At 72.3% G+C, this 21,745-nt stretch carries 19 protein-coding genes, 1 pseudogene and 1 riboswitch; of the genes and pseudogenes, 9 read left to right on the top strand and 11 right to left on the bottom strand.

Annotated elements, in window-relative coordinates; all coding sequences use genetic code 11:
- The first annotated feature begins 23 nt into the window (after nucleotides 1–23).
- The 3 genes from E1288_RS19590 to E1288_RS19580 all read left to right on the top strand — a co-directional run bounded on the left by E1288_RS19590 (nucleotide 24) and on the right by E1288_RS19580 (nucleotide 3,433).
- Entirely contained in the window at nucleotides 24–2,009 is a 1,986-nt protein-coding gene (locus E1288_RS19590) for an FUSC family protein (RefSeq protein ID WP_132487132.1), read from the top strand.
- 463 nt (nucleotides 2,010–2,472) lie between these two features.
- Nucleotides 2,473–2,925, top strand: a complete 453-nt coding sequence (locus E1288_RS48830) for a hypothetical protein (RefSeq protein WP_132487131.1) — start codon at nucleotides 2,473–2,475, stop codon at nucleotides 2,923–2,925.
- Nucleotides 2,912–3,433 (top strand): DUF3995 domain-containing protein, encoded by a 522-nt coding sequence (locus tag E1288_RS19580; protein WP_132487129.1) that lies wholly within the window; start codon nucleotides 2,912–2,914, stop codon nucleotides 3,431–3,433. The genes E1288_RS48830 and E1288_RS19580 overlap by 14 nt, the downstream gene beginning before the upstream one ends.
- 21 nt (nucleotides 3,434–3,454) lie before the next feature.
- Here E1288_RS19580 and thiG read toward each other — a convergent pair whose 3' ends face one another.
- From thiG to thiO, 3 genes and pseudogenes are all read right to left on the bottom strand, one after another.
- On the bottom strand, nucleotides 3,455–4,219 hold the full coding sequence (gene thiG, locus E1288_RS19575) for a thiazole synthase (protein ID WP_132487127.1): 765 nt from the start codon (nucleotides 4,217–4,219) through the stop codon (nucleotides 3,455–3,457).
- Nucleotides 4,220–4,311: 92 nt separating this feature from the next.
- The gene (thiS, locus tag E1288_RS19570) at nucleotides 4,312–4,512 is read right to left on the bottom strand and encodes a sulfur carrier protein ThiS (RefSeq protein WP_132487125.1); all 201 of its coding nucleotides are present in this window, start codon (nucleotides 4,510–4,512) and stop codon (nucleotides 4,312–4,314) included.
- Nucleotides 4,500–5,630 (bottom strand): annotated as a pseudogene (thiO, locus tag E1288_RS19565) (glycine oxidase ThiO); the annotation flags it as partial. The pseudogene thiO and the gene thiS, both read right to left, overlap by 13 nt.
- A riboswitch (TPP riboswitch) is annotated at nucleotides 5,618–5,723 on the bottom strand. It overlaps the preceding pseudogene by 13 nt.
- A 141-nt stretch (nucleotides 5,724–5,864) precedes the next feature.
- Between thiO and thiE the strand changes: the two are divergent.
- On the top strand, nucleotides 5,865–6,536 hold the full coding sequence (gene thiE / locus E1288_RS19560) for a thiamine phosphate synthase (RefSeq protein WP_132487121.1): 672 nt from the start codon (nucleotides 5,865–5,867) through the stop codon (nucleotides 6,534–6,536).
- 57 nt (nucleotides 6,537–6,593) lie between these two features.
- Here the strand turns inward: thiE and E1288_RS19555 are convergent, their stop codons facing one another.
- The 3 genes from E1288_RS19555 to E1288_RS19545 all read right to left on the bottom strand — a co-directional run bounded on the left by E1288_RS19555 (nucleotide 6,594) and on the right by E1288_RS19545 (nucleotide 9,936).
- Entirely contained in the window at nucleotides 6,594–7,721 is a 1,128-nt protein-coding gene (locus E1288_RS19555; protein WP_132487119.1) for a S1 family peptidase, read from the bottom strand.
- A 159-nt stretch (nucleotides 7,722–7,880) separates the two neighbouring features.
- Nucleotides 7,881–8,810 (bottom strand): hypothetical protein, encoded by a 930-nt coding sequence (locus tag E1288_RS19550; protein ID WP_132487117.1) that lies wholly within the window; start codon nucleotides 8,808–8,810, stop codon nucleotides 7,881–7,883.
- Nucleotides 8,811–9,180: 370 nt separating this feature from the next.
- On the bottom strand, nucleotides 9,181–9,936 hold the full coding sequence (locus E1288_RS19545; protein WP_093268739.1) for a GntR family transcriptional regulator: 756 nt from the start codon (nucleotides 9,934–9,936) through the stop codon (nucleotides 9,181–9,183).
- 324 nt (nucleotides 9,937–10,260) lie between these two features.
- Between E1288_RS19545 and E1288_RS19540 the strand changes: the two genes are divergently transcribed.
- The 4 genes from E1288_RS19540 to E1288_RS19525 are packed head-to-tail and all read left to right on the top strand — an operon-like array spanning nucleotide 10,261 to nucleotide 14,395.
- Nucleotides 10,261–11,529, top strand: a complete 1,269-nt coding sequence (locus E1288_RS19540; RefSeq protein WP_132487260.1) for a sugar ABC transporter substrate-binding protein — start codon at nucleotides 10,261–10,263, stop codon at nucleotides 11,527–11,529.
- A 2-nt stretch (nucleotides 11,530–11,531) separates the two neighbouring features.
- Complete coding sequence (locus E1288_RS19535) at nucleotides 11,532–12,497, top strand: carbohydrate ABC transporter permease (protein WP_408013607.1); 966 nt, start codon at nucleotides 11,532–11,534, stop codon at nucleotides 12,495–12,497.
- Nucleotides 12,494–13,315 (top strand): carbohydrate ABC transporter permease, encoded by an 822-nt coding sequence (locus E1288_RS19530; protein WP_132487115.1) that lies wholly within the window; start codon nucleotides 12,494–12,496, stop codon nucleotides 13,313–13,315. Before E1288_RS19535 ends, E1288_RS19530 begins: the two co-directional genes overlap by 4 nt.
- 30 nt (nucleotides 13,316–13,345) lie before the next feature.
- Nucleotides 13,346–14,395 (top strand): SIS domain-containing protein, encoded by a 1,050-nt coding sequence (locus tag E1288_RS19525; RefSeq protein ID WP_132487113.1) that lies wholly within the window; start codon nucleotides 13,346–13,348, stop codon nucleotides 14,393–14,395.
- 221 nt (nucleotides 14,396–14,616) lie between these two features.
- On the opposite strand, the gene E1288_RS19520 is transcribed toward E1288_RS19525, so the two are convergent.
- Nucleotides 14,617–15,459, bottom strand: coding sequence for an amidohydrolase family protein (locus tag E1288_RS19520; protein WP_132487111.1), 843 nt, complete (start codon nucleotides 15,457–15,459; stop codon nucleotides 14,617–14,619).
- Nucleotides 15,460–15,676: 217 nt separating this feature from the next.
- On the opposite strand from E1288_RS19520, the gene E1288_RS19515 reads away from it, so the two are divergent.
- Complete coding sequence (locus E1288_RS19515) at nucleotides 15,677–16,657, top strand: N-acetylglucosamine kinase (protein WP_132487109.1); 981 nt, start codon at nucleotides 15,677–15,679, stop codon at nucleotides 16,655–16,657.
- A gap of 133 nt (nucleotides 16,658–16,790) precedes the next feature.
- On the opposite strand, the gene dapA is transcribed toward E1288_RS19515, so the two are convergent.
- The 4 genes from dapA to E1288_RS49845 form a co-directional block, all read right to left on the bottom strand.
- The gene (dapA, locus tag E1288_RS19510) at nucleotides 16,791–17,633 is read right to left on the bottom strand and encodes a 4-hydroxy-tetrahydrodipicolinate synthase (RefSeq protein ID WP_235883669.1); all 843 of its coding nucleotides are present in this window, start codon (nucleotides 17,631–17,633) and stop codon (nucleotides 16,791–16,793) included.
- Nucleotides 17,634–17,662: 29 nt separating this feature from the next.
- The gene (locus E1288_RS19505) at nucleotides 17,663–18,325 is read right to left on the bottom strand and encodes a DUF3159 domain-containing protein (RefSeq protein WP_132487105.1); all 663 of its coding nucleotides are present in this window, start codon (nucleotides 18,323–18,325) and stop codon (nucleotides 17,663–17,665) included.
- A gap of 71 nt (nucleotides 18,326–18,396) precedes the next feature.
- Nucleotides 18,397–19,137, bottom strand: a complete 741-nt coding sequence (locus tag E1288_RS19500; protein ID WP_132487103.1) for an ESX secretion-associated protein EspG — start codon at nucleotides 19,135–19,137, stop codon at nucleotides 18,397–18,399.
- A 123-nt stretch (nucleotides 19,138–19,260) separates the two neighbouring features.
- On the bottom strand, nucleotides 19,261–21,306 hold the full coding sequence (locus tag E1288_RS49845) for a hypothetical protein (RefSeq protein WP_132487101.1): 2,046 nt from the start codon (nucleotides 21,304–21,306) through the stop codon (nucleotides 19,261–19,263).
- Nucleotides 21,307–21,745 lie beyond the last annotated feature (439 nt).

Raw genomic sequence — 21,745 nt, 5'->3', positions numbered from 1 at the left:
CGACGACAGGGGTTTGCAACAGCGTGGCTAAATCGGTGTGGACGCGAGTGCGGGGACTGCTGGCCACCGAGGCCGGGGCGCCGGATCCCCGGCAGCGCCAGTACGCGGTGCTGGTGCTCGTCGCCGTGGTGGCCGGCACCGCCATCGGCTGGATCTTCGGCCTGCAGACCCCGGCGCTGATCGCCGGCCTGACCGCGGTGCTCGCGCTGATCGCCACCGGCGGCCAGTCGCTGCGCTCGGACCTGCAGCGGTTCGTCTGGTTCACCCCGGCGCTGGTGCTCGTGATGACCGTCGGCCCGCTGCTGAGCAACATCCCGGTGCTGGCCGGGCTCGCGGTGGCGGTGGTGGTCTTCGGCGCCGGCATGCTGCCCGCGCTGGGCGAGCACTACCGCATCGGCGGGCAGACCTTCGCCGCGGCGACGCTGGTGTCCACCACGACCGGCATCGGTTCCGACCAGCCGGTGCTGATGCTGCTGGCGGCGAGCGCGGCGGGCGCGGCGTTCGCGCTGGTGCTGCGGGTGATCATCGGCCTCGGCGATCCGACCAGGGCCACCCGCGTGGCGGTCGCGAGGACGCTGCTCGAACCCGGGCCGGGCGTGGTCGAATCCGCCGCCGCCGCATGGCGAGCCGACGGGTCCAGCACCTGGCTCGGTCAGGTGCTCGCCGGGGCGGCCCGCTTCCGCGCGGCTCGGGAGACCCTGCTCGCACAGGCCCAGCAGAGCGACCGGGCCGAAGCCGCGCGCCTGGAGCAGATCGTCGCGGAGGCCGATCAGGTCGCCGCCGAGCTCGCCCGGGCGGTGCGCTCCCGCGCCTGCACCGGACTGCCCGCGGCGGCCCGCCGCGACCCGGCGCTGGCGGTCGTGGCGCGCGGCGGGCGGCAGGACCTGCCGGACGCGGTGCAGGGCCTCAACCAGGGGCTGGACCGGATCCGCGGTGCCGTGGTGCGGCGTGTCGAGACTCCGCTGCCGCCGCCGGCTCCCGGCGCGCGCCGGGAGCGCGTGCTGGGCGCGATCCGCGCGCACCTCTCGTTCCGCTCGTCGCTGTTCCGGCACGCGCTGCGCTGCACCCTCGCGGTCGCCTTCGGCATGGTGATCGTCCTGCTGCTGCGCGACCCTTCGGCGTCGAGCCTGCTGCTCGCGCTCTACGTGGTGCTGCAGCCTGCGGCCCGCGACAGCATGACCGGCGCGCTGGAGCGCACCGGCGGCGCGGTGCTGGGCGTCACCGCGCTGGCCGTGCTGATCACCCTGCTGCCGGGCGCGTTCTTGCTGGTGCCGCTGGTGATCGGCGGCATGCTGCTGAGCATGCCGCGGCTGCGCACCGACTACCAGGCGCTGCTCGGTTGCCTGATCGTCGTGACCGTCGTCGACCAGGCGATGCGGCTGGACCGGCCGCTGGTGAACGTGGGGATCAGCTTCGCGGCGAACACGGCGGTCGGCGCGGCGATCGCGCTGAGCGTCGGCTACGTCAGCTACCTGGTGCTGCCCAGCAGCATCCTGCCCGATGTGCGCGGCGCGGTGCGGTCGACGGTGTGGGCGGTGTCCGAGCTGCTGCGCAGCGTGCGGGCTGCGGGGCAGGGCGTCGATCTACCCGCGGCGTTGCAGGCCGCGAACGTGCTCGCGCTGCGGCGCACCCAGGATCTGCTGGGCATGCCCGCGCTGCTCGACGGGACCGGCGAGGAGACCGACGACGACCGGGCGACGCGCGCGGCGGCGATCGCGCTCGACGCGTTGCGCCAGGACGTCGCGACGCTCGCGTTCCGGCCGGAGTCCGAGCAGGCGATCGCGGTGCCGGCGCTGCGCGCGGTGGACGACCTGCTGGGCGGCAAGCCGACGGCGAAGATCCCGGACGTGCCCGAGGGCAGCGCCCCGGCGACGGAGCTGCTCGCGAGCTCGCTGGTGGAGAACGCCCTGCACGCCCGCCAGGCGATCGACCGGACCTTCGGTTACGACAATCCGTGGAAGAGCTACACGATCAGCTTCGTCCGCCCCGAACGCCTCCACATCCGCTGACCTCCGGCGAGCACCGAAGCTCGACGGTTCGGCGCTTGCGCTGGTCGCGAAGCCGAGATCGTGGGACTGCGGTAGGGCGGCTTTGTGCCTGCAAGGGGATGAAGCGAACGGCCTGTTCACCTCGTCTACCGGGACGAACGGGCCGTTCACCTCATGCCAGCTGATGCTCACCGACGTTGGTGAATGAGGTGAACGGACCGTTCACCTCATCTACCGAAGCGAACAGGCCGTTCACTCCGCACCAGGCAAGGCGGACGCACCACTGCGCGAACCAGTTCCCAACAGCATTACAGCGCCCCGAAAGACCCACGGTGGGAGTGCCTGCTGGAACGTTCCTCCTGGGCCGGGCCGTCGGACTGTGCCGGAAGCCCGATGCCCCGCCGCCGCGACTCCCTCCTGCGGGGGAGACGTTTCCGCTTCGGGCGGGAGTAATCCTCGGCCCGCGATTCCTACCGTCGCAGGCATGGGTGGTATCGATCGGCCACGCCGCTGGCCCGCATTCGCACTAGCAGTGCTTTTCCTCGGCTACGCCGCGGGAAAAGCGGTCTTCGCCTGGCAGGGCAGGCTCGGTTTCCCGGGCGGCCCGGCCGTGCCTGATGCCGTTCGCGACGGCTACTTCATGGACGCCACGACGGCCCAGTGGCTCGCCGCCGCGACCGGGGTGTTGGCCGCGTTCGTGGCCATCGCCACGGTCATCGCGCCGGGGCGCCGCGCGCCGAGATCACTGATGCTGCTGGTGCTGGCCGGGATGCTGCTGGCCGTCGGCGCCGGCGCGGCGATCATGATCGTGGACGGCTTCATCGGCATCGGGGTGGGCTGGCAGTGGCACCACGGGGTCCTCGGGATCGTCGTGGTCGGGCTGCTCGTGGCGATGATCCAGTCCTACGCGAAGGCGACGAAGCATGTCGTGGGCTGACCGGACGCGGGCCGGCGCGTACGGGGCGGCGGCCTGCGCCGCGGCCTACGGGTCGATGAAGCTCGCACAGGCGCTGGGGGCCAATGCGCTGGCCGACAAGGACCCGCTGCGGCCGGACCTGCGCGAACGGCTGCTCGCCCGGGATCCATTGTTCGTGGCGAGCCACTGGGTGCTGGCCGCTGCCGCGGTGGTCGGCATCATCGTCGCGCTGGCCACCACCCGGCCCTGGCGCGCGCCCCTCCCGCGCCGCCTGCTGCTGACGATCGCCTGGACGCTCGGGATCCTCATGATCGTCCGGTCGATCGGACCGTTGGGCATCGGCTTCGTCTCGGACACGTTGGTGCTCACCGGGATCGACGTGCCGCCGCCCGAGCACGCCGCTCTGGCCCACGACCTGGCGCTCTGGGACCTGCTGCTGTGGTCGCCGTTCTTCCTGCTCTGGGGCGTGTGCTGGACGTTGGCCGGCTGGCGGCTGGGCAGGGACCACCCGGCCCCGATCGTCCACTGAGGACTCGTCGGGGCGGTCGGCTCACTCCAGGGGACGGCCGGGGCTGGATGCCTGCGCCCAGAAGCGCTTGGGGATCCGGCCCGCCAGGGCCGCGAGGCGGCCTCCCTCGACAGCCGCCCGCATCGCGGCCGCCATGCGCTCCGGGTCCTGGGCCCGGGTGACCGCCGTGGCCAGCAGCACCGCCGAGCAGCCGAGCTCCATCGCCAGCGCCGCGTCCGAGGCCGTGCCGATGCCCGCGTCCAGCACGATCGGCACCGACGCGCGGGAGACGATCATCTCGATGTTGTGCGGGTTCCGGATGCCCAGGCCGGTGCCGATCGGCGAGCCGAGCGGCATCACCGCGGCGCAGCCGGTCTCCTCCAGCTTCAGCGCCAGCACCGGGTCGTCGTTGGTGTAGGCCAGCACCACGAAGCCCTGGTCGACCAGCTGTTCCGCGGCGTCGAGCAGTTCCACCGGGTCGGGCAGCAGGGTGTCCTCGTCGGCGACGACCTCCAGCTTGACCCAGTTCGTCTCCAGCGCCTCCCGCGCCAGCTGCGCGGTCAGCACGGCCTCCGCCGCGGTCCGACAGCCCGCCGTGTTCGGCAGCGCTTCGATGCCGAGCTTGCGCAGCAGGTCGAGCACCCCGGTGCCGCCGCCGGCATCGGCGCGGCGCATCGCCACGGTCGTCAGCTCGGTTCCGGACGCGATCAGCGCGCGCTCCAGGACCGCGAGGTTCGTCGCCCCTCCGGTCCCGGTGATCAGCCGCGAACCGAACTCGCGGCCGGCGATCACCAACGGGTCGTCCATGACTCTCCTAACAACGGGTCCACCGAATCCGGGTAGCGCGGGATCCGGTGTGCTTCTGTTGCCCCGCAAGGGGGTTCGGGCCGGAGGGGGCGTCAGCCGCCCTGCACTGCGGTGAGGACCTCGATCGCGGCATCGGGGCGCAGCGCGGTGTCCGGCCACAGGGCGCGCGGCACCACGGCGCCGTCCAGCGCCACGGCCACGCCCCGCTCGGGCACCCCGAACTCCCGCAGCACCGCCGCGAGCGTTGCGTCGGCGGCGACCTGCCGGGTCTCCCCGTTGATCACGACGTGCACTGCTGTCCTCCCCATCGGCTCGGATCGGCGGCCTTGATCTCGATGGCGGGCTCCTCGTCGCGCAGCAGCGCGAGCACCGCCTCGACCGTCACCGGGGCGAGCAGGAAGCCGCCGCGGTGGTGCCCGGTGGCCGCCAGGACACCGGGCACCAGCCAGCCGAGCACCGGCAGGTTGTCGTCGGTGCTCGGGCGCAGCCCGGCCGCTGCCTCGACCAGCCGGTATTCGGCGATGCCCGGCATCAGCCGCTCGGCGTCGGCGATCAGGTCCCGCACCCCGCCCACGGTGACCTCGGTGTCGAACCCCACCTCGTACTGGGTGGCGCCGAGCACCAGGCCGCCGTCGTCGCGCGGCACCAGGTAGGTCTGCCGCCCGCGCACCGGGCCGCGGATCGTGCGGCTCGGCGGCGGCAGCGCCGTGCTCCGCGCGCGCAGGCGGAGGATTTCGCCCTTCACCGGCCGAATCCGGTCCCGCAGCGCGGGATGCAGCGCGCCCGAATGCACGCCCGCCGAGATCACCGCGACATCGCAGTCCATAGTGGAATCTTCGAGCTCCACCGCGCCCGGCCGGACGTGCTTCGCGTTCGCCGCGACGAACTCGACGCCCGCCGCGGTCGCGGCCGCGCGCAGCGCAGCCAGCGCGAGGCGGTTGTCGACCGCGAGATCGCCCGGCACTTCGAGCCCGCCGCGCACCGCCGGGCCCAGCGACGGTTCGAGCCGCCGCACCTCCCGGCCGGTCAGGCGGGTGACGGCGCGGCCGAGCCGCGCGAGGTAGTCGGCCAGGTTGTCGAGCTCCGCGCGGTCCGCGCTGTCGACGCCCACGACCAGGGTTCCTTCGCGGCGCAGCCCGGAAGGCAGGCCCGAGGCCCGGGCGAGTTCGTCGGCGAACTCCGGCCAGAGCCGCAGCGACGCCGCGCCCAGCTCCAGCAGTTCCTCTTCGCCGGGCCACGCCTCGGCGAGCGGCGCCAGCATCCCGCCGGCCACGTTCGATGCCCCGGACGCCGGTTCGGCGTCGACGAGTTGCACACGATGTCCGGCGGCGGCTGCGCGCCACGCCACGGACATGCCGATCACGCCGCCGCCCACGACGACGACGCGTTTGTTCCGTTCTTCAGACACTCCACGCTCCCTGCGCCGGCATGACCCGGATCAGGTTCGACGGTCGGGGCCAACGCCCCCTCTCAGCCCGGCACCCGGGCTCCCGTGCTCACCGCCAACCACCGTACCCGCCGAGGATCGCCACGTCAGGGGCGAGGTCGAGCAACTTTCACAAATTTCAGAGCACCGAGTGGGAACGTGCGCCGGTGCTCGCGTTCACGCGGTCCGGCGGCGTCGCGGGAGGCTACCCTGTGGGGCATGCCTGGATTGGACGGCTTCGGCATCCGCGCTCGCCTCGACGAGGCGCGGCTGTACCTGTGCACCGACGCGCGCGCCGAGCGCGGTGATCTCGCGGAGTTCGCGGACGCCGCCTTGGCCGGCGGGGTCGACATCATCCAGCTGCGGGACAAGAACCAGAACGGCGCCCCGCTGGAGGCCCGCCACGAGCTGGCGGCGCTGGAGGTGCTGGCCGAGGCGTGCCTTCGGCACGGCGCGCTGCTCGCGGTCAACGACCGTGCCGATGTCGCGATGGCCGCCGAGGCCGACATCCTGCACCTCGGGCAGGACGACCTGCCGGTGGAGATCGCCCGGCGCATCGTCGGCGAGCACGTCGCGATCGGCCGGTCGACGCACGACGTGGTGCAGGCGGACGCCGCCGCGATCGAGCCCGGCGTGGACTACTTCTGCACCGGCCCGGTGTGGACGACGCCGACCAAGCCGGGCCGCTCGGCGGCCGGGCTGGAGCTGGTGGAGCACGCCGCGGAGCACCGCGGCCACGGCAGGCCGTGGTTCGCGATCGGCGGCATCGGCCCGGACAACCTGGACCAGGCCCTCAAGGCCGGTGCGGAGCGGGTCGTCGTGGTCCGCGCGATCACGGAGGCCGAGGACCCGCGCGCCGCGGCCCGCGAGCTCCGCGACCGCCTGCCGTAACGCTGGCCGGACGCGACGCAGCCCCCGGCCGGGTGCCGGGGGCCGGTCTGGTGGCGCTTACTGGGTGAGCAGCGTCAGGCCGTAGGCCTGCAGGATCTCGTTCACCGGCTGGAAGTAGGTCGTGCCGCCGGAGCTGCAGTTGCCCGAACCGCCGGAGGTCACGCCCTGGGCCTGGCTACCGGACAGCCAGGAGCCGCCCGAGTCACCGGGCTCGGCGCAGACGTTGGTGCGGGTCAGGCCGGTCACCGTGCCCTGCGGGTACCGCACGGTCTGGTTCTTGGCCTGCACCGAACCGCAGTGCCAGCCCGTGGTGGAGCCGGAGCGGCAGATGGACGCGCCCACGGCGGACTCGGTGGAGCCCGCGACGCCGACGTTGCTGCCGTTGTACTGGTTCACCAGCGGCCGCGGGGTGTCGCCAGAGCCGACCCGGACCCAGCCGTAGTCGTTGCCCGGGAACGACGAGCCCTCGAACTGGCCGGTGGGCTGCGAAGTGGAGTCGCCGACGCTGCCGCAGTGCCCGGCGGTCACGAATCCGCCCTGCACCGAGAATCCGACGGAGCAGCGGGAGCCGCTGCCGATGTAGTAGGCGTTGCCGCCGATGACATCGGCGTAGGTGCGGGGGTTCTCCAGCGATTCGGTGACGCGCACCGCATCCGTGAGGACCCCGGAGGTGTGCACGAACCGCGCCGCGTCGGGGGCGGTGCCCGGCCTGGTGGTGACGACGACGGAGTTCACCTTGCCGTCGACGTACCAGCCGGAGACGCCCTTCGGGGCGAGCGCGCTGCGCAGGTTGAGGCCTTCGACGACCCCGTTGAGCTGCTCGATGCTGTAGATGACGAGCTTCGGCTCGGCGCCGGCCGCGCGCACCTCGTCGAAGCGGGCCTGGTCGGTGACGCCGACGACGAGCTTGCCGAGCGCCGGGTCGAAGTAGGACCCGCCGTAGGTGCTGCCCAGCGCGCCGCTCAGCCGCTGGTCGGCCTGGGCCGCAGCGGTTTCCTGGTCGAGCCGCTGGAGGGCCTGGTCCCGGTCCAGGCCGAAGTCGCGCTGCACCGCGTCGAGCAGGGTCGCCGCTTCTGCCGCGGGCGGCGCGGTTTCGGTCGCGGTGGCGGGCATGGTCAACGCGGCCACCGTTCCCGCCGCCAACATCACGGTCCCGGCCACCCGGGCCGCGAGTCTGCGCTTCATCTGATGTCTCCCTCTTCGTGAGCTGGATCTCATCGCCCCGTCGCCGATCCAGTATCAGAGGAGAACATCAGTCCCACATCCGCCTTTCGCCCCATTCGCCCAAAACGCCTCCTGCGCAACTCGATTGAGCTAGCGCAGGAGGCGTTCGGCCTGGATTTCCTATCCCCCAGAAGAAGACTGACGCGGCTCGCCGGTTTCGAGGGGCACCTCGAGGCGGCCCGATTCCGGCGCCTGGCTGGGCCGTTCGGCCGTGGTCGGCGCCTGCGTCGGCTGCTCCCGGGTGGGCGTCGGGGTTTCCGCGGTCGGCTGCACCGTCGGCTGCTGCGTCGGCGTCACCTCGGTCGTAGGCTGCGGCTGCTGGGTCGGGGTCTCCCTCGGCTTCGTCGGCTCGGCGGGGACGCTGGGCGCGCGCTGGTCGTCGCGGTGCAGCACCTGACCGAGCGTCGTGCCGCCGTCACCGCCGGAGAGCGGTTTTCCCGTCACGCCTTCGAATCCGGTGACGATCAGCATGCTGAGCGCGAACACCGCGGCGCAGCTCGCGGCCACCATCGCCCACCGGACGTGGCGCTTGCGCCGGCCTGCGGCCGGCTTCGCGGGCGCGACGACCTCGGTCGCCTGCCCCGCTTCGGCCACGTTCAGCATGCGCGTCGCCGCGTCGGTGTCGATCTTCGCCGTGCGGTCCTCGTCCACGACGGTTTCCCCGCCCGGCCAATGCATTCCGGGCGCCAGGCGGATCCGCCGCGTCGCCTCGACGGTTTCGTCCTTTTTGGACACGTAGCGCGCGACGGTGGTCCTCCGGAGCTTCAGCACCGAGGCCTTCGCGGCGGCGTGGACCGCCTTCTCCTTCGCACTGTCGAACGACCGCTGGTAGAGCGCCCCGCCCACGGTGATCACCACGCTCGTCAGCGCGGCACCGATCAAGGTGCCCGCCACGCCGAGCCGGGACCCCAGGAAGGCCGCCGTCACCGAGGCCAGCGCCGCCCCCGCGACCTGGGTCGGCGCCACGTCGATCTTCTTGGACTTCTTGGCCTCCTCCGACTCCTGCTCGTCCGACTCCTCTTTCCGCCTGACCTCTTCCTGCCTGCCCATCGCTCCCACGCTCTTGAACGCACTCTCCCTGAACGGTCCAACGGGCGAGCACGAGCGTTTTCTCCAGATCGTTGCCGAACCGTGAGGACTCCCACTTCGCGTAACGCGGCCGGCAACGACGAAGGGCACCCCGATCCGGGGTGCCCTTCCTCATGTCTTTGCTCTTTGAAGCGGCGCAGCCGCTTAGCCCACCTACGCAGCTGGCACCGCCGCGGGTTCGCAGGCGTCGTCTGGCGAGGACAGCCCCGATGCCGCGTATGGTCCATACGTAAGTCGGGGATCCCGGAGTCCAGGCGGCGGCCGTAATTCCCGCAGGGGGCCGCCACCCGCACCGCCACGCAAGGCGATTCTGGAAACAGGTTTCTCAGGCTCAGTTGGGTGGGTTGAGGCGGGCGACGAACTTGTAGCGGTCGCCCCGGTAGATGGAGCGGACCCACTCCACCGGGCGCCCCTCGGTGTCGAAGGAGTGCCGGGACAGCAGCAGCATCGGGAGGCCGACGTCGGAGCCGAGGAGTTCCGCCTCCTCCGGGCTGGCCAGTGCGGTCTCGATGGTCTCCTCCGCGTGCCCCAGCTCGACCTCGAAGCTCTCGCGGAGCACCTGGTAGAGCGAGCCACCGGACTCCAGCCGAGTGGTCAGCCCGCGGAACCGGGTCAGCGGCAGGTGGGTGGTCTCGATGGCCATCGGCTCGCCGTCGGCCAGCCGCAGCCGGCGCAGGCGCAGCACGGTCGAACTCGGCTTGGTCCCGAGCAGCTCGGCCAGCTCCTCCGCAGCCGGTTCCTCGACGACCTCCAGCAGCCGGGAGGTGGGCTGGCGGCCCTGGGCGCGCATGTCCTCGGTGTAGCTGCTCAGCTGCAGCCGCTGGGCGACCTTCGGCTTCGCCGCGAAGGTGCCCTTGCCCTGCACCCGCAGCAGTCGGCCCTCCACGGTCAGCTCGGCCAGCGCTTGGCGCACCGTGGTGCGCGAGACGTCGAACTCGGCGGCCAGCGAGCGTTCGGTAGGAATCGGCGCACCGGGCGGCAGGGATCGGAGCATGTCCAACAGGTGCTGCTTGAGCCCCCAGTACTTCGGTTCGCGTTGTGCGCGTCCGGGCGAGTCCGCCCCACCGGACACGGACGTTTCGAGCATCGTTCCTCCTACCACCGCAACCTTGCCGCCGTTGTTCCGCTCCCCGAGGCGTCGAGTCGCCGGCCTGCCGAGTCCTGATACCTCAGCATGCCCGAAAGTCGGCCGCCCGAACGCCGGCGGCGGCGACGTGCTGCCCGCGGCGAGCCGGCGCCCGAAGATCAAGCCAGCCTTATGCGTGCCTGAACAGTAGCGCCGAAAAGTCTTGACATCGCGTGCCCCGCACCACAATCTTCATCGCATTGGTCTACACCAAAGATATGCGGGTGCCCGGCCCTGATGGCGAGCACCCGCGGCTCCGCGCCGGCGCGGAGGAAGGGGCGAATGTTGAAGACCTGGAAGGCGCTCGCGGCGGCCGCCGCGCTGTCGTTGACCCTCGCTGGTTGCGGCGGCGGAACCGGCGCGAGCGACAACAAGCTGACCGTCTGGCTGATGGACGGCTCGGCGCCCGACGTACTGATCGAAGAGCTCAACAAGGAGTTCGAGCAGAGCCACCCGGGCATGAAGGTGGACTACCAGATCCAGCAGTGGAACGGCATCCAGGACCGCCTTACCACCGCTCTGACCAGCAACGACCCGCCGGACGTGATCGAGCTCGGGAACAGCCAGACCGCGCAGTTCTCCTCCGAGGGCACGCTGCTGGACCTCACCGCCGACGCCGACGGCATGGGCAAGTCGCAGTGGGTACCCGCGCTGGCCGAGTCGGGCGCGTGGGAGGGCAAGCAGTACGCCGTGCCGTTCTACGCCGCCAACCGCGTCGTCGTCTACAACAAGGAGCTGTTCCAGCAGGCGGGCATCACCCAGCTGCCGACGAACCGCGACGAGCTGCTCGCCACGATCACCAAGCTGGAGCAGACCCACGGCGCGGACCCCGACTTCCAGTCGCTCTACCTGCCGGGCCAGTCCTGGTACGCGCTGCTGTCGTTCATCTGGGACTCCGGCGGTGACATCGCCACCGGCCAGGGCGCGGAGTACAAGGGCGCGCTGGACACCGCGCAGACCCGCGAGGGCGTCGAGTACTACCAGCAGCTGGTCAAGACGTCGGCCACGTCCGCCCCGGCCGACACCGACGAGGCCGAGCCGCAGCAGGCCGAGGTGTACGCCAAGGGCAAGGTCGCGATGATGATCGCGCTGCCGTGGGAGGTGCAGACCGCCGCGAAGACCAACCCGGCGATCGCCGAGCTGTCCAGCGCCTTCCCGATCCCGTCGAAGTTCCCGGGCAAGACCGCGCCGGTGTTCCTCGGCGGCTCCAACCTGGCGATCCCGGGCGGCAGCGCCGACGCCGACGCCGCCAAGGACTGGCTGAAGCTGCTGACCAGCCAGAAGTACCAGACCAAGCTCGCCGACAGCGGCGTCGTGCCGGGCGCCTCGCAGGACACCAGCGCGCTGGGGAAGAACCCGGTCAGCGCCGCGATGGCCGTCGCATCGAAGGACGGCAAGGTGCCGCCGCCAGTGCCGCAGTGGGCGGCCATCGAGTCCGGGCAGAACCCACTCAAGGACATGATGACGGCCGTGCTGACCGGCCAGAAGACGGTCGTCGACGCCACCTTGGAGGCGAACGACAAGATCACCCGCTTGCTGGCGGCGAACAACTGATCATGACCGCTACGCACACCCGCCCGGCGCCGGGCACCGCGGGTTCGCCCGTGGTGCCCGGCGCTCGGCGCCGCCCGCGAGTCCGGGAAGCGATGCCGTACCTGCTGCTCGCTCCCGCGGTGCTCGCGCTGATCGCACTGCTCGGCTGGCCCGCGGTGAACGTGGTCGTGACCAGCTTCCGCAAGCTCGACCTCGGCGAGCTCACCCGTGGCGAGTTCACCTGGATCGGCTTCGACAACTACGCGCAGATCCTCGGCAACCCCGAGTTCTGGACCGTCACGCTCCGGACCGTGGTGTTCACCTCGTCCATCGTGGCGGCCACCGTGCTGACGGCACTGCTGCTGGCGCTGCTGATGAAGCACGTGCCGGTGGTTCCGCGAGTGGTGCTGCAGGTCAGCCTGCTGCTCGCGTGGGCCATGCCGCAGCTGGCCGCGACCACGGTGTTCCAGTGGATCTTCGACCAGCAGTACGGGATCCTGAACAAGACGCTGGTGCTGCTCGGCTTCGACTCCTTCGCCGGGCACTCCTGGTTCGCCACCGGCGCGAGCACGCTGACCGTGGTCGGCATCCTGATCACCTGGCAGGCCGTGCCGTTCGTGGCGATGACGCTGTACGCCGCGCTGCTCGGGGTGCCCAAGGACCTCTACGAATCGGCCGGGATCGACGGCGCCAGCGGCTGGCAGACGTTCACCGCGATCACCTGGCCGCAGCTCAAGCCGGTGCTGATGATCGTGACGTTCCTGTCGGTGCTGTGGGACTTCAAGGTGTTCTCGCAGGTGTGGGCGATGCGCGAGGGCGGCCCGAGCGGCGGGAGCACGACGCTGCCGGTCATGCAGTACCTCGAGGGCATCGCGGGCAAGCACTTCGGCGCCGCCGCCGCGGTCAGCGTGCTGATGGTGCTCGTGCTCGTCGTGGTCTGCGCCCAGTACCTGCGGCTGCTGCTGCGCTCTCAGGAGGTGGAGCTGTGAGGATCCGCCGGATCGGGTTGTCCGCGCTGGCGCTGGCCATCGCGGTGATCTTCGTGTTCCCGACGTACTGGATGTTCGCCAGCTCGTTCAAGCCGCGCGGCGAAGTGCTGTCCACGTCCTACGACCTGGTGCCGAGCGCGGTCACGCTGCAGAACTACGCGACCGCGCTGTTCGGCTCGGACTTCCTGCGCTACCTGGGCAACAGCCTGCTGGTCACGCTCACCGCGGTGGCGTGCTCGCTGGTCGCGGGCACCCTGGCGGCGCTGGCGATGAGCCGCTTCCGGTTCCGCGGCCGCAAGGGCTTCCTGATGCTGGTGCTGGTCGCGCAGATGGTGCCGTTCGAGGCGCTGATGGTGCCGATGTTCCTGTTCATGCGGGATCTCGGGCTGCTGAACAAGCTGCCGTCGCTGATCCTGGTCTACTGGGTCACGACGCTGCCGTTCACCATCTGGTCGCTGCGCGGCTTCATCGACGGGATCCCGATGGACCTGGAGGAGGCCGCCATGGTGGACGGCTGCGGGCGGGCCGAGGCGTTCCGCCGCGTCACGCTGCCGCTGCTGGGGCCGGGCCTGGTGGCCACGTCGGTGTTCGCGTTCATCACCGCGTGGAACGAGTTCCTGTACGCGCTGATCTTCATGCGTTCCCAGGACCTCCAGACGCTGCCGGTGTTCCTGCAGAGCTTCCAGAACGCGTTCGGCACCGACTGGGGCGCCACGATGGCTTCCGCGACCCTGTTCACGCTGCCCGTCCTGGTGTTCTTCCTGGCGGTTCAGCGGAAGATGGTGTCGGGCGTCACTGCGGGCGCCGTCAAGGGCTGAGTAAGATTGGTCTAGACCTAGCCTGAAGGGATGGACCCGATGACCGCCACCCCCGGTCGCCACATGACCGACGAGATCAGCCAGCAGCCCGCGATCTTCGCCGACCTGCTGGCCGGCCGGGACGCGATCGCGGAAGTGGCCGCGAAGATCGCGGAACGTCGACCGCGCTTCGCGCTGCTGGCCGCCCGAGGCTCCAGCGACCACGCCGCGCTCTACGCGAAGTACCTGCTGGAAGTCCTGCTCGAAATGCCCGTCGGGCTGACGTCGCCGTCGACGACCACGCTCTACGGCGCGCAGCCGGACCTGACCGACGTGCTGCTGGTGTCGGTCAGCCAGAGCGGCGGGTCCCCGGACCTGCTGGAGGTCACCGAGTCCGGCCGCAAGCGCGGCGCGCTGACGGTCGCGGTCACCAACACCGCCGACTCGCCGCTGAACTCCGCCGCCGAGCTGTCGGTGGACATCCGGGCGGGCCGCGAGCAGGCGGTGGCCGCGACCAAGACCTACAGCGCGACGCTGCTCGCCCTGTACCTGCTCGTCGACGCGGTGCGCGGCGGGACCGGCGCGGACGCCGAGCCGATCCCCGAGCTGGCCGCGACCGCCCTGGACGCCGGCCAGAAGGTGGTGGACGACGCGGTGCGCCGGTACCGCTTCGCGGAGCGGATGGTCACCACGGGGCGCGGCTACTCGCTGGCCACCGCCTCCGAGGCGGCGCTGAAGCTCGCCGAGACCAGCTACCTCTCGGCCCGCACCTACAGCGGCGCCGACCTGCTGCACGGCCCGGTCGCGGCGGTCGACGCCGACACCGCGGTGCTCGCGCTGTGCAGCAACGGGCGCGGCGGTGACTCGATGCGCGAGGTGCTCGACGTGGTCCATGAGCGCGGCGCGGACATCTGTGCGATCGGCTCGGCGGCCTCGGACGTGCACGCGTCGCACCGCATCCCGGTGCCCGCCTGCGCCGAGGAGCTGGCGCCGGTGCTGGAGGTCCTGCCGGTCCAGCAGCTGGCCCTCGGGCTGGCGCTGGCCCGGGGCTTCGACCCGGACAGCCCGCGCGGCCTGAAGAAGGTCACCCGCACCCGGTGACCGACGGCGTTTTCGAGGCGAACGGCCCGTTCACTCCACTTACCGGAGCGAACGGGCCGTTCGCTCGTCCGGCGCGGTTGCGCTGAGCGACGACATTCCACTGCCGCGCAAGTAAAAGCCCGCCTCACCGAGGGGGCGGGGTGAGACGGGCACCGTCAGGTTACGCCGAACGGAGCACGCCGCAAGCCTCGGGGCGAGCCGAACGGCAGAGTCAAAAGACCCTAAAAGCCGTACACCTCGCGCGCCGTCGCACCGAACACCGCCGCGCGCTGCCGATCGTCGAGCCCGGCGGTCAGCTGCCGGGCCACGCCCATGACCTGCCCGTAGTCGGCGGCGAGCAGGCACACCGGCCAATCCGAACCGAACATCAGCCGACCCGGCCCGAACGCCTCCAGCACCACGTCCACGTAAGGCTCAAGCCTCACCGGATCAGGTTGCCGGGCCCAGTCGTCCTCGGTGACCAGACCGGACAGCTTGCACACCACGTTCGGGTGGGCGGCCAGCGCCCGGATGCGGCTCGCCCACGGCTCCAGCTCGCCGGTTGCCACGGGCGGTTTCGCGCAGTGGTCGAGCACGAAGGTCAGCTGCGGAAACTGCCCGACGGCCTTGATCGCGGCCGACAGCTGGTGCGGCCGGACCAGCAGCTCGTACACCAGCCCCGCGTCCTCGACCGCGGCCAGCCCGTTGAGCACCTCCGGGCGGATCAGCCAGTCCGGGTCCGGCTCGTCCTCGACCTGGTGCCGGATGCCCTTCAGCCAGCCGCCGGACGGGTGCGCCTGCAGGCGGCCGATCCGCTCGCGGGCGTCCCGCGCGGTCAGGTCGACCCAGCCGACCACCGCCGCGATGCGGTCCACGGTGTCGGCCAGCACCAGCATCTCCGGCGTCTCGTCCGGGTCGGCGGCGGTCTGCACCAGCACCGTGGCGGTCACGCCGGAACCCTTCAGCGCGGCCTGCAGGTCGGCGGGCCGGAAGTCGCGGCGCAGCGGCTCCATCGCCTCGCCAACGATCCACGGTTGGTCCCGGACGTCGAGGTCCCACAGGTGGTGGTGGGTGTCGACGGTCATCGAGCTGCCCCGCTCGCGCCGCGGCGGCCAGCACCGTCCAAATCGGACATTCGACGTGACCCGGCAAGGTCGTCCATGCTCCAGCTCCCCGACTGATCAAGCAACGCCTCGATGTATAGCCGCTCGCCACGCCGGATGCCAGGGGTTGGCGAGAAGGTCCTGGCCGGTTTTGGTCGTGCCGGCCACGGTGCGCGGCCGCGACGGGTAGAAAGGGCGGATGCACGGCGACGAAGCGGCGCTCGTACTGGGTCTGGACATCGGCGGAACCAGCAGTCGGGCGCTCGTCAGCGACCTGTCCGGCCAGGTGCTCGGCCGTGGCGAAGCGGCCGGCGGCAACCCGAATTCGCACCCGCCCGAGCAGGCGGCGCGGCAGATCGCCGATGCCGCGCGGGCGGCGCTCGCCGGGATCGACCCGGCGGCGGTGCGCAACTGCGTGATCGGCATGGCCGGGGTCAGCAAGATGGCCGATCCCGAGTTCGGCGCGCTGTTCGACAGCACGTGGTCCGGGCTGGGGCTGCAGAGCCCGTGGCAAGCGATCAGCGACTGCGAGGTGGCCTTCGCCGCGGGCACGCCGGATCCCGACGGCACGGTGCTGATCGCGGGCACGGGCGCCATCGCGGCCCGCATCGAGCAGCACCGGATGGTCGCGACCATCGGCGGTCACGGCTGGCTGCTCGGCGACGAGGGCTCGGCGTTCTGGCTGGGCCGCGAAGCGGTACGAGCCGCGCTGCGCGCGCTGGACCGCGGCGAGCCGCTGCACGGTCTCACGGCGGCAGTGCGCGACCGGCTCCTGCCGGACGCGCCGGACGCGCAGCGCAGAGAGCTGATCAGCGCGGTGAACGCGGCCCCACCGATCCGCCTCGCGGAGCTGGCGCCGCTGGTGACCGCGGCCACCGACGAAACGGCGGCCGACATCGTCCGGCGCGCCGCCCAAGTCCTGGCCGACACCGCGGCGGCGACCCGCTGCCACGGCGAATCCAGGACGATCGTGCTGGCAGGCGGCCTGGTGATGCCGGGCAACCCGGTCCGGGAGGCGCTGCGCGGCACGCTGTCGGCCCGGGGCTTCCAAACCCAGCGCACGGCGGGACCAGGCGAAGCCGGAGCGGCCTGGCTCGCGGCCCTGGACCTCACGGACGACCCGCAGACCCTCCACGAACGCCTACTCGGCCGGGCTGCCAGCGGCTCCCGCGAGCCGTGAGTGCCGCAATTTCAATGGAAATCGAAGGTCTGATTTCCATTGAAATTGCGGAAGTTGTCCACAGCCTTCGGCGTGTCGTGGTGTGACACGCCGAAGGTCCGCAATTTCCATTGAAGTCGAAGTCCAGTCCGCCTCAGGCGAGGCCGACCTCTTGGAGGCCCTTGCGGATCGCCGCCAGCTCCGCCTCGTCCGCGTCCACCAGCGGCAGCCGGACCCCGCCGACCCGGTGGCCGACCAGGTTCAGGGCCGCCTTGACCGGGATCGGGTTCGTGGTCGTCGACAACGCGGCGTACAACGGCTTCAGCGAGGCGTCGATCTCCGCCCGGCGCTCCGGCTCGTCGACCATCCGCCGCATCTGCGGGCCCACCAGGTGGCTGGCCACCAGGATGCCGCCGAGACCACCGAGGTCCAGGGCCGCGGCGAAGCCGTCGTCGTTGCCCGCGTACAGGCCGAGGCCGTCGATCTGGGCGAGCGCGGCGTTGTCCGCCTGCTTGACGTAGTCGATGTTCTCGACCTGGGCGAGCTCGGCGAGCAGGTCGTGCGTCAGCGACAAGCCGATCCGCGACGGCACGTTGTAGAGCACCACCGGCTTGTCCGTCGCCCGCGCGATCTCGGTGAAGTGACGGACGAGGCCGCGGCGGTTGGGCCGGTTGTAGTACGGCGTCACCGAAAGCACCGCGTCGGCGCCGAGCTCGGTCGCCCGTTCCGTCATCTCGCAGGCGTGCGCGGTGTTGTTCGACCCGGTCGAAGCGATCACCGTGGCGCCCGCCGGGCGCTCGGCGCAGGCGAGTTCGATGAGCCGCAGGTGCTCCTCGTCGGTGAGCGTGGGCGCCTCGCCGGTCGTCCCGCAGACCACGATGCCGTCCGAGCCGTGGTCGATCAGATGGCGGAACAGGTCCAGGAAGGCGGCTTCGTCGACGCGCAGCTCGTCGTCGAACGGGGTGACTATCGCGGTGATCACGCTGCCGAGAGACATGAGCGCATTCTGCTCCTCCGGCCGAGCGGTCACGACTGCGGATGCCGCAGTCCCGGGTGTTCCGGCGGCAGGGACCGCCGCATCACCCACCAGCTCGCCGCCACGCACACCGCGACCAGCGGCCAGGTCAGCACGACCTGCGCGATGGTCAGCGCGCCGGTGAGGCCCAGCAGCCACAGCGGGATGAACACCACCAGCCGCACCACGTACTGGCCGACCCAGACCCAGCTCGCCCGGCTGTACGCCCGCAGCAGCACCGGGTCGCGGCGCCACCGCCGGGCCTGGCCGAGGGCCGTGCCGACCACCACGCCGAGCAGCGGCCAGCGGATCGCGATGCTGGTCATCCAGGCGAGCGCGCTGAGCGCGTTGGTCACCAGCCTGGGCAGGAAGAAGTCTGCGGCATCCCCGGTGTACAGCGCGATCAGCGCGCCGAGCAAGACCGCGAGCAGGCTGATCAGCACCGCCAGCGGCCGGGCTCCCCCGCGCAGCCGCCACCCGGCGATCAACGCGCCCACCACCACCGCCGCGCCGCCGCCGATGGCGATCGACTCGCCGCCGAAGAACCACCCGGCGCCGAACGCGATGGGCGGCAGGCTCGCGTCGATCGCGCTGGTGCGGCCGCCGAGCAGCCGCATGAACGAATCGCGGTCGTCGCGGTCCGCCGCGATCTCCGCCTGCCGGTCCTGCGTCACAGAACCCAGCCTGCCCTAACCAACACCCGGTCCGCACCTACCAGTGGCACGCGACTCCCCGACGAGGCGTTTCAGCCGAGCCCCCGGCGGGCCCGGTCGAGGAGGGCGGCGAGCTGGCCGGCGATGCGGGGCTTGTCCGCCGGGCGGCAGGTGACGACGTCCTGGCCGTCGGCGCGCTCGCCCTGCAGCGAATAGCGGCCGCGGTCGTTGTCGAACCAGATCAGGTTCGGGATCCGGCCGCGCGGCCCGCCGCGCCGGGCGCCGCCGACGACGAAGTGCCCGAGCCGGTACTTCTGCCCCGAGGTGATCGAGCGCAGTTCGGCCAGCCCGTCGATGTCGGCGTCGGTCGGGCGGCCGTGGCTGCGATCGGCCACCGCGCGCACCTCGCCGCCGCTGCCGGGCGGGGCGTCTGGCAGCAGCTCGGCGCACACCCGGGGCAGGGTGTCCGGCGCCAGGAAGCTCATCCGCAGCCCCCGGCCGTCGAGCACGCCGACCACGCCGACCTCGCCTGTCGCCACGACCCGCGCGGCCAGCCGCTGCCCGGCGCGCACGTCCAGCAGCCCGGCGGCCGCGATCGACACCTCGGAGCTGCACAGCAGGTACAGCGCGTCCTCGACCTCGGGCTCCGGGCGGCCGTTGCGGGCCAGGCCGGTCGACTCCAGCTCCTGCCACACCTGGGCGGCCAGCCGGTTGCGGTCCTCCGCGGCCTCGCCGACGCGCGGGAGCTCGAACGGGTACTGCCGCACGGTGAGGTTCAGCTGCTCACCGAGCAGGTCGACCGCGGGGATCGACAGGGTGATCGTCTCGACCATCACAGCTCATTTCGAGTCGGGGTGCACCGGCCGGCGCTGAGGTCAGCGCCGCGGGCGGCGCGGGACTCGGCCCGCACCGCAGGCGTTGGGTCCACCCGCGGCGCGAGCCACATCGAACAATCCCTAGAAGTCCCGGTAGCTGGAGGGGGCTTCGCCCAGCACCGGCGGGGCGACGAGGCGGCTCCCGCCGTCGTCCTCCTCGAAGAGTTCGTCGGCTTCGACCAGGAACTGCGGCACCGCGCCGCTACCGCTCTCGCCCGGCTTGTAGCCGGCGCCGGCGCGCAGGTCGTCGTCCTCCCGGCGTTCCTCCTTGAAGTCGTCGGCCGACCAGGTCATGTTCCGGCCGTAACCGGCCCGGGACGGCGAGGCTCCGCTCCAGGTGCCGGACGATCCCATCGGCCCGAACCCGCCGTCGGCGCGCTGCGTGAGCTTCGGCGCCCGCGCGGGCACGGGACGCCGCTGCTCGGGCGGGCGAGCCGGCTCCGGCTGCGGCTCCGGCGGGCGCGGTGGCGCCTGCGGAGCCGGCGGCGGGCCAGCGTTGACCGGCATCGGAGCGCTCGGCGGGCCATCCGGCCGCGCGGGCGGCGGCCCGACCGGGCGCCCGGCCTGCGGCATCGGACCGCTCGGCGGCCCCTCGGGCGGCGGCCCGGGAGCGACCGGAGGCCGCGGCGGCGGACCACCCAGCGACAGGTTGCCGGCCGGAGGCGACGGCGGACCCTGCGGAGCAGGAGGACGCGGTTCGGCCATCGGCGGACCGTCGACGGGCGGCGGCCCGGAGGGCGGCGGCCCGGCGAGCCGGGGCCCGGGAGCCTCGTGCCGCGGTGCGCCGTCAGGCGCGAGCGGTGGCGCGTCGTGACGCGGCGGAGCCTGCGGCGGCGGACCGCTGAGCGGAGCGGCCTGCGGCAGCGGGCCGCTCTGCGGTCCGGGCTGCGGAGGCGGGCCGTCCAGCGGCAGCGGGCCGGGCGGAGGGCCGTCCTGCCGAGGCGGACCGGCCTGCGGCAGCGGGCCGCTGCTCGGACCGGAGTCGTGGCGCGGCGGCGGACCGGCCTGCGGAGGCGGGCTGCTCGGCGGTCCCGACTGCGGAGGCGCACCCATCGGGGCGGCGTCGGGTCGCGGCGGCAATCCGTCGATCGGCCCATCGTGGGGCGGCGGCCCGTCCGGACCTGCCGGCGGAAGGTCGTGGCGCGGCGGGCCGACCTGTGGCTGCGGACCGCTCGGCGGGCCGGAGTCGTACCTCGGCGGCAACCCGTCCGGCCCGGGCATCGGCCCGTCGTGGGGCGGCAGGCCCTCCCGGCCTGGCGGCGGAACGTCGTGACGTCGCCCGCCAGCCTGCGGCAACGGACCGCTCGGCGGAGCGCCAGGCCGCAGGGCATCCGGCTCGGGCAGCAGCCCGTCTTGCGGCAACGGACCGCTCGGCGGTCCCTGCTGCGGCAGCGGGCCGGAGTCGCGGTGGCGCGGCGGGCCGTCCGGCCCGGTCGGCGGGAGGTCGTGGCGCGGCGGTCCCGCTTGTGGCGGCGGGCCGCTCGGCGGTCCTGCCTGCGGCGGCGGGCCGCCCACCAGGCCGTCATGGATCGATGGCAGCGGGCCGCTCGGCGGTCCTGCCTGCGGCGGCGGGCCGCCCACCAGGCCGTCATGGATCGATGGCAGCGGGCCGCTCAGCGGATCGTCCTGCAGGAGCGAGCCGCTGAGGCCGCCGCTGAACCCGGTCGGGCGCTGCGGTTCTTCGAGCGACTCGGGGCCGAGCGAGCCGGACAGCTCGGCCGGCGGTTCCGGGCGTCCCGGCGGCACGTCGAGCCCGCCGAGGTCGCCGGAGAGCGCCAATCCGCCGCCCGGCGTCTTCGGCGCCTCGGGCCGGTCCAGCGCCGGCCTGGCGTCTTGGGGCTGCCGGCGCTGGTCGTGCTCGAAGCGATCGGGCAGCTGCTCGGCGCGCTGCCACAGCGCGAACGGGTGCGGTTCGGCGGCCAGTGCGGCGAGCTCGCCGCGCAGATCGAGGCGCATCGGACGCGGGGCGGGCGGCCGGGGCCCGCTCGGTGCCGGCGGCACCTCACCGCCGAGCGAGCCGCGCATCGGCGCGTCCGCACGGCGTCGTCCTCCCGGGCCTGCTGCCCGCTGTTGCGCGTCGAAGCCCGCTGGCCCCGGCGCGGACGCCGGATTCTGCGGTGACGTCACGATTCCCCCAGGTATTCGGGACGGTTGCAGCGCCGCGCGACGTCCGGGTGGACCCGAATCGCGGGCGCACTGGAATCGACGCAACGGAGCACGCTGTCGTTCCCCAACTCAACCGACCGCGATGACGCGAAACGGCGGACGGCGCGGCGTCTCCCCGAACGCACGTCGAGCTGCCACCTGCATCGATCGCAACATCGCGGGCCCCCTCATTGCATCTGCTACCGCCGAAGGACAGTAGCAGCTGAGGTTCACCCGTACCGGTGTTTCGAGGAATAGCCACCCAGTCGCTGCCGCGACGCTGGAAAAGTGCAGTGCGGCAACGAAATTCGCAAAGTCCGAGCGGTTTCCGGGCGAATCGGGCAGAAATACTAGACTGTTCAGTGCCGTTAATCACTAGTGCGGAACCGACGGTGGCGTAGGTAGCCGTTCGAGCGCCAAT

The sequence above is a fragment of the Saccharopolyspora elongata genome (assembly GCF_004348985.1).
GTDB lineage: Bacteria > Actinomycetota > Actinomycetes > Mycobacteriales > Pseudonocardiaceae > Saccharopolyspora > Saccharopolyspora elongata.
The sequence above is the reverse complement of the archived record's forward strand: the minus strand, read 5'-3'. Positions and strand labels throughout refer to the sequence as shown.

Coding starts and splice junctions, on each gene's coding strand:
- dapA (WP_235883669.1), bottom strand. CDS start 17,633: ATGTCTCTCGGCAGCGTGATCACCGCGATAGTCACCCCGTTCGACGAC.
- E1288_RS19520 (WP_132487111.1), bottom strand. CDS start 15,459: ATGACCGTCGACACCCACCACCACCTGTGGGACCTCGACGTCCGGGAC.
- thiG (WP_132487127.1), bottom strand. CDS start 4,219: ATGGACGACCCGTTGGTGATCGCCGGCCGCGAGTTCGGTTCGCGGCTG.
- E1288_RS19525 (WP_132487113.1), top strand. CDS start 13,346: ATGGACCCGATGACCGCCACCCCCGGTCGCCACATGACCGACGAGATC.
- E1288_RS19550 (WP_132487117.1), bottom strand. CDS start 8,810: ATGGGCAGGCAGGAAGAGGTCAGGCGGAAAGAGGAGTCGGACGAGCAG.
- E1288_RS19580 (WP_132487129.1), top strand. CDS start 2,912: ATGTCGTGGGCTGACCGGACGCGGGCCGGCGCGTACGGGGCGGCGGCC.
- E1288_RS19555 (WP_132487119.1), bottom strand. CDS start 7,721: ATGAAGCGCAGACTCGCGGCCCGGGTGGCCGGGACCGTGATGTTGGCG.
- E1288_RS48830 (WP_132487131.1), top strand. CDS start 2,473: ATGGGTGGTATCGATCGGCCACGCCGCTGGCCCGCATTCGCACTAGCA.
- E1288_RS19515 (WP_132487109.1), top strand. CDS start 15,677: ATGCACGGCGACGAAGCGGCGCTCGTACTGGGTCTGGACATCGGCGGA.
- E1288_RS19535 (WP_408013607.1), top strand. CDS start 11,532: ATGACCGCTACGCACACCCGCCCGGCGCCGGGCACCGCGGGTTCGCCC.
- thiE (WP_132487121.1), top strand. CDS start 5,865: ATGCCTGGATTGGACGGCTTCGGCATCCGCGCTCGCCTCGACGAGGCG.
- E1288_RS19500 (WP_132487103.1), bottom strand. CDS start 19,137: ATGGTCGAGACGATCACCCTGTCGATCCCCGCGGTCGACCTGCTCGGT.
- E1288_RS19545 (WP_093268739.1), bottom strand. CDS start 9,936: ATGCTCGAAACGTCCGTGTCCGGTGGGGCGGACTCGCCCGGACGCGCA.